The sequence below is a fragment of the Streptomyces sp. NPDC056948 genome (assembly GCF_042674225.1).
GTDB classification, from domain to species: Bacteria; Actinomycetota; Actinomycetes; order Streptomycetales; family Streptomycetaceae; genus Streptomyces; species Streptomyces purpurascens.
Genome location: NZ_JBHUQX010000052.1, coordinates 19200 through 31192 on the forward strand (window position 1 = coordinate 19200; position 11993 = coordinate 31192).

Annotated in this window: 6 protein-coding genes; all 6 read left to right on the plus strand. The window is 71.1% G+C overall.

Annotated elements, in window-relative coordinates; translation table 11 throughout:
- The first annotated feature begins 114 nt into the window (after window positions 1-114).
- The 6 genes from ACFTZL_RS09545 (at window position 115) to tmk (ending at window position 11947) form a co-directional block, all read left to right on the plus strand.
- Window positions 115-2520: a sodium-translocating pyrophosphatase gene (locus tag ACFTZL_RS09545; protein ID WP_382579965.1), complete on the plus strand. Its 2406-nt coding sequence runs from the start codon at window positions 115-117 to the stop codon at window positions 2518-2520.
- A 194-nt stretch (window positions 2521-2714) separates the two neighbouring features.
- Entirely contained in the window at window positions 2715-3296 is a 582-nt protein-coding gene (locus ACFTZL_RS09550) for a small secreted protein (protein ID WP_382579966.1), read from the plus strand.
- A 120-nt stretch (window positions 3297-3416) separates the two neighbouring features.
- Complete coding sequence (locus tag ACFTZL_RS09555) at window positions 3417-4955, plus strand: methyltransferase (RefSeq protein WP_382579967.1); 1539 nt, start codon at window positions 3417-3419, stop codon at window positions 4953-4955.
- 227 nt (window positions 4956-5182) lie between these two features.
- Window positions 5183-5380 carry a hypothetical protein gene (locus ACFTZL_RS09560; protein ID WP_215119906.1) on the plus strand — a complete coding sequence of 66 codons (198 nt, stop codon included), beginning with the start codon at window positions 5183-5185 and terminating at the stop codon, window positions 5378-5380.
- Between the two features lie 246 nt (window positions 5381-5626).
- The gene (topA, locus tag ACFTZL_RS09565) at window positions 5627-8455 is read left to right on the plus strand and encodes a type I DNA topoisomerase (RefSeq protein ID WP_382579968.1); all 2829 of its coding nucleotides are present in this window, start codon (window positions 5627-5629) and stop codon (window positions 8453-8455) included.
- Window positions 8456-8611: 156 nt separating this feature from the next.
- Window positions 8612-11947: a dTMP kinase gene (tmk, locus tag ACFTZL_RS09570; RefSeq protein WP_382579969.1), complete on the plus strand. Its 3336-nt coding sequence runs from the start codon at window positions 8612-8614 to the stop codon at window positions 11945-11947.
- Window positions 11948-11993: the final 46 nt, after the last annotated feature.

Genomic DNA, 11993 nt, shown 5'->3' on the forward strand with positions numbered 1-11993 from the left:
TCAGGGCATTACCTCGGAAGGCCGATTCCGTTTATCGCGCTCTGTTTTGATCAGGTTCCGGTACCTACAATCCCGTCCACATCTTGAGCTCAGCCCAAGCGTCAAGGAGGACGAATGGCGGGGCTTTTCATCTCACGACAGTCGGGCCAACCCACAGACCTCGCAGCCGCCGTACTGACCGATGGCAACCGCGTCCTCATCGTGGTCATCGCGGTCGTCGCGCTGGCGGCACTAGCGGTCGCGGGGGTCCTGGTGCGCCAGGTACTCGCGGCCGGCGAGGGCACCGACAGCATGAAGAAGATCGCGGCGGCGGTCCAGGAGGGCGCGAACGCCTATCTGGCACGGCAGCTTCGCACGCTCGGCGTATTCGCCGTGGTCGTGTTCTTCCTGCTCATGCTGCTGCCCGCTGACGACTGGAATCAGCGTGCCGGACGTTCGGTGTTCTTCCTGATCGGAGCGGCGTTCTCGGCGGCCACCGGCTATATCGGCATGTGGCTCGCCGTACGCAGCAATGTGCGTGTCGCCGCGGCGGCACGTGAAGCCACCCCGGCGGCAGGCGAGCCGGAAAAGGATCTGACCGCCGTCTCGCACAAAGCGATGAAGATCGCATTTCGCACGGGCGGCGTGGTCGGCATGTTCACGGTGGGCCTCGGCCTGCTGGGCGCCTCGTGCGTGGTGCTGGTGTACGCGGCCGACGCGCCGAAGGTGCTCGAGGGCTTCGGCCTCGGGGCCGCGCTGATCGCGATGTTCATGCGTGTCGGCGGCGGCATCTTCACCAAGGCCGCCGACGTCGGCGCCGACCTGGTCGGCAAGGTCGAACAGGGCATTCCGGAGGACGATCCGCGCAATGCCGCGACCATCGCCGACAACGTGGGCGACAACGTCGGCGACTGCGCGGGCATGGCGGCCGATCTCTTCGAGTCGTACGCCGTCACCCTGGTCGCCGCGCTGATCCTGGGCTCGGCGGCCTTCGGCGACGCCGGGCTCGGCTTCCCGCTGCTCGTGCCGGCGATCGGTGTGATCACCGCGATGATCGGCATCTTCGCGGTGGCGCCCCGGCGCGCCGACCGCAGCGGTATGAGCGCGATCAACCGCGGGTTCTTCATCTCCGCGGTGATCTCGCTCGTGCTGGTGGCGGTGGCCGTGTTCGTCTACCTGCCGGGGAAGTATTCGGAGCTCGACGGCGTCACCGACGCGGCCATCCTGGGCAAGGACGGTGACCCGCGGGTCCTCGCGCTCGTCGCGGTGGCCATCGGCATCGTGCTCGCCGCCCTGATCCAGCAACTGACCGGCTACTTCACCGAGACCACCCGGCGGCCCGTCAGAGACATCGGCAAGACGTCGCTCACGGGTCCGGCCACCGTCGTCCTCGCCGGTATCTCCGTCGGTCTCGAATCCGCCGTCTACACCGCCCTTTTGATCGGCCTCGGCGTGTACGGGGCCTTCCTGCTGGGGGGTACGTCGATCATGCTGGCGCTGTTCGCGGTGGCGCTGGCCGGTACCGGCCTGCTCACCACGGTCGGCGTGATCGTCGCGATGGACACCTTCGGGCCGGTCTCCGACAACGCGCAGGGCATCGCGGAGATGTCCGGTGACGTCGAGGGGGCGGGCGCGCAGGTGCTCACCAACCTGGACGCGGTCGGCAATACCACCAAGGCCATCACCAAGGGCATCGCGATCGCCACGGCCGTGCTCGCGGCGGCGGCGCTGTTCGGGTCGTACCGCGACGCGATCATCACCGGGGCGCGTGACGTGGGCGAGAAGCTCGGCGGCGAAGGTGCGCCGATGAGCCTGATGATGGACATCTCGCAGCCCAACAACCTCGTGGGTCTCGTCGCGGGTGCGGCGGTCGTCTTCCTCTTCTCGGGGCTGGCGATCAACGCGGTGTCGCGGTCGGCGGGTTCCGTGGTCTACGAGGTGCGCCGGCAGTTCCGCGAGAAGCCCGGGATCATGGACTACAGCGAGCAACCGGAGTACGGCAAGGTCGTCGACATCTGTACCAGGGACGCGTTGCGCGAGCTCACCACGCCAGGTCTGCTGGCCGTGCTGGCGCCGATCTTCATCGGGTTCACGCTCGGCGTCGGTCCGCTCGGCGCGTTCCTGGCGGGCGCGATCGGCACGGGCACGCTGATGGCGGTGTTCCTGGCCAATTCCGGTGGCGCCTGGGACAACGCCAAGAAGCTCGTCGAGGACGGTCATCACGGAGGCAAGGGCAGCGAGGCCCACGCGGCGACCGTGATCGGCGACACCGTCGGCGACCCGTTCAAGGACACCGCAGGTCCCGCGATCAACCCGTTGCTCAAGGTCATGAACCTGGTGTCGCTGCTCATCGCGCCCGCGGTGATCAAGTTCTCCTACGGCCCGGACAAGAGCATCGGGGTGCGGATCCTGATCGCGGCGCTCGCGTTCGCCGTGATCGCCGGGGCGGTCTACGTGTCAAAGCGGCGCGGGATCGCCGTAGGTGACGAGGACAATGCCGAACCGGAACCCAAGTCTCCGGATCCGGCGGTGGTTTCGTAGGGAGGTCCGTGGAGCCCCAGCTCAAGGTGCGGGCGGGCGGCGCGCGTTGGCGCGTCGTCCGCCCGCTCTGTGTGTCCGCACGATCACGTCGTGAGCCTTATCTCGCTTGGAGCAAAAGGTAACAAATAGGTCTTAATAGGTGCTCGGCGTGGGGTTGCCGTGCCTCTGGCGTGTATGTTCCGGGGCCGAGAGCCATGGAAGGGACCAAACCGGTGAACAAGAAGCTCGCGGCCGCACTGTCCGGCGGTGCGGTACTGGTACTGGCGCTGTCGGGCTGCGGCGGTGACGACAACGAGAAGCTGGACTCCTGGGCCAAGGACGTCTGCGACGCCGTACAGCCGCAGGCCAAGAAGATCGAGTCGGCCAATGCCTCGATCCAGAAGGAGACCTCGGACAACAGCACACCGGAGAACGTCCAGAAGACCGACGCACAGGCCTTCCAGGACATGTCCGACGCCTACAAGGCGATCGGGACCGCGGTGAACAAGGCCGGCGCGCCGGACGTCGAGAACGGCGAGACGAAGCAGAAGGACGCGGTCAAGGAGCTCAACACGATCTCCGCGTCGTACGCCTCGCTGAAGAAGCAGGTCGACGGGCTCGACACGAAGGACCAGGGCAAGTTCGCCGACGGTCTCAAGGACATCGCCACCGAGCTGGACAAGCTGAGCAAGAGCGGGAACGACGCGCTCAGCAACCTGGAGGAGGGCGAGGTCGGCCAGGCGATGGCCCGGCAGTCGAGCTGCAAGGCGGCCACCGGGCCGGCGTCGGCGACCTAGAGCCGAGCGAGGAACATGCGGCGCCGGGGACTGCTGAGTCGGGAGTGACATCGAGCCGGCCGGCGAGGGCGCACCGGATCCCCGGCACGGGCACGTGCGCCACCGGTTCCGGCGGCCACAATGGGGGGCGTGAGTAACGCCAGCCAGTCACCCCGGTCCCCGCTGCCCGCCCCCGACCGCCCCGAGGTCGCCGCCCGGCTCCGGGACGCCCTGCTCGGGGCCTCCTTCACCGCCGACGGACTGCTCGAACTGCTGGGCGCCCCCGCGTACGCGGCGCTGGCCCGGAGCGAGACCGTGCCCGCGCTCCGGGCGACCCGCGGGGACACCCCGCTGGAGATGCTCGTCCGGCTGTTCCTGCTCCAGCAGCCCGTGCCGCACGCGCGCGTGGCGGACGCCCTGCCCGTCGACGCCTGCCTGGAGAGCGGCTGGCTCAAGCGGGCCGGCGCGGACGAGCTCGCCGCCACGGTGGACGTGCGGCCGTACGGCGGGCCCGGCGGCGAGGACTGGTTCATCGTGTCGGACCTGGGCTGCGCGGTCGGTGGCGCCGGCGGGATCGGCAGCCGTGACGAGGGAGTTGTCCTGGGCGTCGGCGGCGCCTCCACGACCCTGGCCGGCATCACCGTCCGTACGCCCGTCGGCGCCGCCCTCGACCTGGGCACCGGTTCCGGCATCCAGGCACTGCACGCGGCCCGGCACAGCACCCGGGTGACGGCCACCGACCTCAACCCGCGCGCGCTGCACATCACCGGTCTCACGCTGGCCCTGTCCGGTGCCCCGGCCGCCGATCTGCGCGAGGGCTCCCTCTTCACACCGTTCCGCGACGACGAGACGTACGACCTGATCGTCTCGAACCCGCCGTTCGTGATCTCTCCCGGTGCCCGGCTCACCTACCGCGACGGCGGCATGGGCGGGGACGATCTGTGCCGCACGCTCGTTCAGGAGGCGGGGGAGCGGCTGAACGAGGGCGGGTTCGCGCAGTTCCTCGCCAACTGGCAGCACGTGGAAGGGGAGGACTGGCAGGACCGGCTCCGGTCCTGGGTGCCCCGGGGCTGCGACGCGTGGATCGTGCAGCGCGAGGTGCAGGACGTCAACCAGTACGCCGAGCTGTGGCTGCGGGACGCGGGCGACCATGAGGGCGACGCGGTGGAGTACCGGGCGCGGTACGACGCATGGCTCGACGAGTTCGAGGCGCGCAAGGTGAAGGCCGTCGGCTTCGGCTGGATCACCCTGCGCAGGACAGGTGCCGCCGTGCCCTCCCTCACGGTGGAGGAGTGGCCGCATCCGGTCGAGCAGCCGCTCGGGGACACCATCAGGGCCCACTTCGACCGGCTCGACCACCTCCGCGGCCATGACGACGCCGCCCTGCTCGAAGGGCACTTCCGGCTCGCCGCCGAGATCGTGCAGGAACAGGTCGGGCTGCCCGGCGCCGAGGACCCCGAGCATGTCGTGCTGCGCCAGAACCGAGGCATGCGCCGGGCGACCCGGGTGGACACGGTCGGCGCGGGCTTCGCGGGCGTCTGCGACGGCACGATGAGCGCCGGCCGCATCCTCGACGCCATCGCCCAGCTGATCGGCGAGGACCCGGTGCTGCTGCGCGACCGCACACCGGCCCAGATCCGGCTGCTCGTGGAGCAGGGGTTCCTGGAGCCGGTCCGCTGAGGGAACCCGGCGAGGCGGCGGGCTGAGGGGGCCCGGCGAAGAGGGCCGCCAATAAATTTCGAGTCGATTTGAACACCTCGTCCCGAACGGGTCCCGAGGGGTCGGTCCTCCCGGATCGACAGCCGCGTCGCCCCGGCGTTCACCTACGGTTCGCCTGCCCGCCGCCCACGCGTGTCAGCCTCCCGGGGCTGGAGAGTCGCGGACTGAGGAAAAGAGGCACGGGGGCCATGGAGAGCGAACCGGCGATCTTCGCGGGAGCCGTGTTCTCCCTGTTCGGAGGCGGACTGCTGGCGTGGACCGTGACGCGCGTACGTCAGCACCGGCCCGTCGCCGAAGGTGTGAGGCCTGTCGCATCCGCGACCCTCGCGAGCGTCGTCGCGGTGCTCGCCCTGGTGGTCGGAACTTGGTGCTTCACCCGCCTCTGAAGCCCGAGTCGGCGTCGCGCCCACCGGTAATCGAGAGGTCGCGCTCCGCATAGGGCCGGGCCGGGTACGGGCACTCCGGGCGGCAGGAATGGTGGTAGTCGGGTTACCGTTCGAGTGGCCGTTGTGGGCTTTTCCCGTTTGACACGGGGGCGGGCTGTACCGTCACACTCCGCAGCGTCACCACGACCCAGCCCCGGGCATGCGACTCCGGGGAGGCCCCAGCGTCGACCGGAGAGAAGAGCGAAGTTGTCCCCGACCAGCGAGACCGCAGAGGGCGGCCGCCGACTCGTCATCGTCGAGTCGCCCGCCAAGGCGAAGACGATCAAGGGCTATCTCGGGCCCGGATACATCGTCGAGGCGAGCGTCGGGCACATCCGCGACCTTCCCAACGGCGCCGCCGAGGTGCCCGAGAAGTACACCGGCGAGGTCCGCCGCCTCGGTGTGGACGTCGAACACGACTTCCAGCCGATCTATGTGGTCAACGCCGACAAGAAGGCACAGGTCAAGAAGCTCAAGGACCTGCTGAAGGAGTCCGACGAACTCTTCCTCGCCACCGATGAGGACCGCGAGGGCGAGGCCATCGCCTGGCACCTCCAGGAGGTGCTGAAGCCCAAGGTCCCGGTCAAGCGGATGGTCTTCCACGAGATCACCAAGGCCGCGATCCAGGCCGCCGTGGCCAACCCGCGCCAGCTCAACCAGAAGCTCGTCGACGCCCAGGAGACCCGCCGCATCCTCGACCGCCTCTATGGCTACGAGGTCTCGCCGGTCCTGTGGAAGAAGGTCATGCCGCGGCTGTCCGCGGGCCGTGTCCAGTCGGTCGCCACGCGACTCGTCGTCGAGCGGGAACGCGAGCGCATCGCCTTCCGTTCCGCTGAGTACTGGGACCTGACGGGCACCTTCGCGACCGGCCGCGCCGGAGACTCGTCGGACCCGTCGTCGCTGGTCGCGCGCCTGCAGTCCGTCGACGGCAGGCGGGTCGCGCAGGGCCGTGACTTCGACTCCCTGGGACAGCTGAAGAACGCGAACACCCTCCACCTCGACGAGGCGAACGCCCGCGCCCTGGCCGCCGCCCTGGAGCAGACGCGGTTCGCCGTCCGGTCCGTCGAGTCCAAGCCCTACCGCCGCTCGCCGTACGCCCCGTTCCGTACGACGACGCTGCAGCAGGAGGCCAGCCGCAAGCTCGGCTTCGGCGCGAAGGCGACGATGCAGGTCGCCCAGAAGCTGTACGAGAACGGCTACATCACGTACATGCGTACGGACTCCACGACCCTGAGCGACACGGCGGTCGCCGCCGCCCGCGCCCAGGTCACGCAGCTGTACGGCGCCGACTACCTGCCGCCGCAGCCGAGGACGTACGCCGGGAAGGTCAAGAACGCGCAGGAGGCCCACGAGGCGATCCGCCCCTCGGGTGATCGTTTCCGCACTCCCGCCGAGACCGGACTGACCGGCGACCAGTTCAAGCTCTACGAGCTGATCTGGAAGCGGACCGTCGCCTCCCAGATGAAGGACGCGACCGGCAACAGCGTCACGGTGAAGATCGGCGGCGCGGCGTCCGACGGCCGGGACGTCGAGTTCAGCGCGTCCGGCAAGACGATCACCTTCCACGGCTTCCTGAAGGCCTACGTCGAAGGCGCCGACGACCCGAACGCCGAGCTCGACGACCGCGAGCGCCGGCTGCCCCAGGTCTCCGAGGGCGACGCCCTGAGCGCCGAGGAGATCACGGTCGACGGGCACGCCACCAAGCCCCCGGCCCGCTACACCGAGGCCTCCCTGGTCAAGGAGCTGGAAGAGCGCGAGATCGGCCGCCCGTCGACGTACGCGTCGATCATCGGCACGATCCTCGACCGCGGCTACGTGTTCAAGAAGGGCACGGCACTCGTCCCGTCCTTCCTCTCCTTCGCCGTGGTCAACCTCCTGGAGAAGCACTTCGGGCGGCTCGTCGACTACAGCTTCACCGCCAAGATGGAGGACGACCTCGACCGCATCGCCCGCGGTGAGGCGCAGTCCGTGCCGTGGCTGAAGCGGTTCTACTTCGGTGAGGGCACGGGCGAGGGCGGTGCCGCCGACGCCGGCAACGGCGACGGGGACCACCTCGGCGGCCTCAAGGAGCTGGTGACCGACCTGGGCGCGATCGACGCGCGCGAGGTGTCGTCGTTCCCCGTGGGCAACGACATCGTGCTGCGGGTCGGCCGCTACGGGCCGTACATCGAGCGCGGCGAGAAGGACACCGAGCAGCACCAGCGCGCCGACATCCCGGACGACATGGCGCCGGACGAGCTCTCCGTCGACCTCGCGGAGGAGCTGCTCGCCAAGCCGAGCGGCGACTACGAACTGGGCCCCGACCCGGCCACCGGCCACACGATCGTCGCCAAGGACGGCCGCTACGGCCCCTATGTGACGGAGATCCTTCCCGAGGGCACCCCGAAGACGGGCAAGAACGCGGTCAAGCCGCGTACGGCCTCCCTCTTCAAGACGATGTCCCTGGACACGGTGACGCTCGACGACGCCCTGAAGCTGATGTCGCTGCCGCGTGTCGTCGGCGCCGACGCCGAGGGCCAGGAGATCACCGCGCAGAACGGCCGCTACGGCCCGTATCTGAAGAAGGGCACGGACTCGCGCTCGCTCCAGGCCGAGGAGCAGCTCTTCACGATCACGCTGGAAGAGGCGCTGGCGATCTACGCTCAGCCGAAGCAGCGGGGCCGGGCGGCCGCCAAGCCGCCGCTGAAGGAGCTGGGCACCGACCCGGTGAGCGAGAAGCCGGTCGTCGTCAAGGACGGCCGCTTCGGGCCGTACGTCACCGACGGGGAGACCAACGCGACCCTGCGCTCCGGCGACAGCGTCGAGACGATCACCCAGGAGCGCGGCTTCGAGCTGCTCGCCGAGAAGCGCGCGAAGGGGCCGGTGAAGAAGACCGCCAAGAAGGCGGTCAAGAAGGCCCCGGCGAAGAAGACGACAGCCAAGAAGACCGCGGCGAAGAAGACCACGACCGCGAAGAAGACGACGGCCAAGAAGACCACCACGGCGAAGAAGACGGCGGCCAAGACGGCGACCGCCTCGAAGCCGGCGGAGGACTGAGGCCCGGTCAGGACCTGTTCGGGACCCGGGCCGCCAAGGTCCGGGTCTTCGCCCAGGGTTCGAAAAGCGAACGCCCCGGCAACACTTCGGTGTCGGGGCGTGCGCATGCCAGGACGGGCCCTCCAGGGTGTCGGTGGCTGCCGATAGGCTGAATGCATGACGCGAGCCGAGCAGCCCACGGCCTCTCCACCGGCCCCCGACGAAGCCCTGGTCGCGGACTCCCGCGAGCGCGCCGTCCGCGCCCTGCTGCGCCGTCCGCAGTTGAAGCGGTTGTGGAGCGCACAGCTCGTGGGCGGTGTGGGCGACACCCTGGCCCTTCTCGTGCTGGTCCTGCTCACCCTCCAGGCGGCTGTCGCCGAGGGTGCGTTCGGGGGCGGCTACCGAGGCGTGGCGTTCGCAGTGGCGACCGTTTTCGGGGTGCGCATCCTCGCGACGCTCCTGTTCGGCGCCGTGCTCCTCGGCCCGCTCACGGCGCTCACCTCCCAGGACGGCCCGCTCGACCGACGCTGGACCATGGTCGGCGCGGACGGGCTGCGCGCCGCGCTCCTCATCGTCGCGCCCCTGTGGATCGACTGGATGCCCGAGGACGCACTGGCCATGCTCCTCGTCACGGCCTTCGTGACGGGAGTCGCCGAGCGCTTCTGGACGGTGTGCCGCGAGAGCGCGGCCCCCGCGCTGCTGCCCGCACCGCCGCCGGAAGGCGCGACGGTCCGGCCGCTGCCCGACCACCTGGACGCCCTGCGCCGGCTCTCGCTGCGCACCGGTTTCGTCGCGATCCCCCTCGCGGCCGTCGTGCTCGTCGTCGCGGCCCTCTTCAACAACCTGCTGGGCGTCGGCATCGACTGGTTCGGCCAGCACCAGGCGGCCCTCGCCTCGTACGTGGCGGCCGGGCTGTTCGCCGCGTCCCTCTCCGTGCTGACCTTCCTCGAGCTGCCCGCCACGCGCACCCCGCGCGCGCGGTCGCCGCTCGAGGGGCTGCGCCGCCCGAAGACCACAGCCGGCGCCGACAAGGGCCGCACCGGCGCGATGCCGCTGCTGGTGCTGGCCTGCGCGGCCGTCGCCGCCGCGGTGTCCGCCGCCGTCGCCGTGTCCGTGCTGCACGCCAAGGACCTGGGCGGCGGCCCGGTGCTGTACGGCCTGTTCGTGGGCGTGCTCACCGGCGGTGTCGTCGTCGGCATCCGTACGGCGCCCGCCCTGCTGCCCGCCCTGTCGCGCCGCCGGCTGCTCGCTCTGGTGATCGCCTTCACCGGTGTCGCGCTGCTGGCCGCCGGGCTGGTCCCGGACGTCACCACCGTGCTGCTGATCCTCGCCCTGGCCGGTGTCGGCGCGGGCATTTCCGCCAACATCGGGCACACGCTGCTCGACCAGGAGGCCGAGGAGTACCGGCGGTCCCGTACGACCGAGCACCTGCACGCGGTCGTCCGGGTCTGTGTGGCGCTCGGCGCGGTGATCGCCCCGCTGGTGGCGGCGGCGATCGGGCCGCACCGGCTGGAGAGCGGCAAGTTCGTCTTCGCGCACGGCGGCGCGGCCTTCACGCTGATGCTCGCCGGCGCCCTGCTGCTGCCCGTCGCCGCGCTGGTGCTGGCCAAGGTCGACGACCGTTCCGGCGTGCCGCTGCGGCAGGACCTGCGGGACGCGCTGCTCGGCGGCGACGACCCGGAGCAGGCGTCCGCGTCCTCCGGTTTCTTCATCGCCCTGGAGGGCGGCGACGGGGCCGGCAAGTCCACGCAGGCCGAGGCGCTCGCCGAGTGGATCCGCGGCAAGGGCCACGAGGTCGTGCTGACGCGCGAGCCGGGGGCGACGCCGGTGGGCAAGCGGCTGCGGTCGATCCTGCTGGACGTGTCCAGCGAGGGCCTGTCGCACCGCGCGGAGGCGCTGCTGTACGCGGCCGACCGGGCCGAGCACATCGACACCGTCGTACGGCCCGCCCTGGAGCGCGGCGCGGTCGTCATCTCCGACCGGTACATCGACTCGTCCGTGGCCTACCAGGGAGCGGGCCGCGATCTGTCGCCGACCGAGATCGCCCGGATCAACCGCTGGGCCACGAACGGGCTCGTGCCGCATCTGACCGTCCTGCTGGATGTCGCGCCGGAGACCGCCCGCGAGCGGTTCACCGAGGCGCCCGACCGGCTGGAGTCGGAGCCCGCCGAGTTCCACGCGCGCGTGCGCTCCGGTTTCCTGACCCTGGCCGCGGCCGACCCCGGGCGGTACCTGGTGGTGGACGCGGGCCAGGAGCCCGAGGCCGTCACGACCGTCATCCGGCACCGGCTCGACCAGGTGCTGCCGCTGTCCGAGGCCGAGATCAAGGCCCAGGAGGAGGCGCGGAAGAAGGCCGAGGAGGAGGCCCGCCGCAAGGCCGAGGAAGAGGCTGCCCGCAAGGCCGAGGAGGAGCGCCTGGAGCGCGAGCGCCAGGAGCAGCTCGCCCGGCTGCGTGCCGAGGAGGAGGAGCGCAAGCGGCGCGAGCTCGAGGAGGCGCAGCGGCGCGAGGCCGAACGGCAGGCGGAGGAGGCCCGGCGACGGGCCGAGGAAGCGCAGAAGAAGGCCGAGGAGGAGCGGGCGCGGCTCCTCGCGGAGGAGAAGGCCCGGGCCGAGGAAGAGGCCCGCCGCAAGGCCGAGGAGGACCGGCGCCGCAAGCAGGCCGAGGAAGAGGCCCGGCTGCGTGCCGAGGCCGAGGCGCTCCGCCTGGAGAAGCAGCGCAAGGCCGAGGCCGCGCTGCTGCGGGCCGAGGAGGCGCGACGCCTGGCGGAGGCGGCGGCCGCGGCCGCGGAGGCGGGACCGAAGAGCTCTCCCCAGGGTTCTGGCCAGGGTTCGGCTCCGCAGGGTGCGTCCCGGGCGTCGGACGCTCAGGACGCGGCGACCGTGCCGACGCCCGTGGTGACACCGGAGAACGCCCCGGGCGGCTCCGGTTCCGGTTCCGGCTCCCTGGACGAGACGACCGTGCTGCGCCGGGTGCGGGACGACAAGGCCGGCAACGACACCGGCAACAAGGCCGGCGAAAGGCCCGACGGCAAGGCCTCCGGCCGCGGCCGGACCCCCGGGGGAACCGACGCCGAGGTGACGGCCGAGCTGCCGAAGCCGCCGGTGCCGCCGGGTGCGGGCGAGGAGACCGAGGTGCTGCCCGCGGTGCGCCCCGGGGCCGAGGACACGCCTTCCTGGGCAGCGGACGAGACCGCCGTGCTGCCTCCGGTCCGGCCGGGGGACGCCGAGGAGACGGCTGTGCTGCCGCCCGTACGCGGGGACGAACCGGCGGACCGGGTGCCGCCCGGCTACTTCCGGGACGACTCCCCGGCCTCCCGCCCCGACGGGACCCAGGACCGTACGCGTGAGCTGCCCCAGGTCGACGCCGAGGGCGAGCCGCGCCGCCGCCGGTCCGACTGGGCCGAGGAGACGCCGCTGGACGACCTGCCCTCCCTGGCGGACGAGCTGCTCGGACCGCACGAGGACGAGCCGGACGAGGGCCGGGGACGCCGGGGGAGGGGCCGCGGCCGCTGAGGCTCCGTCCAGGCAGACGGTTTCGGAAGATCACCCGGCCCCGGCC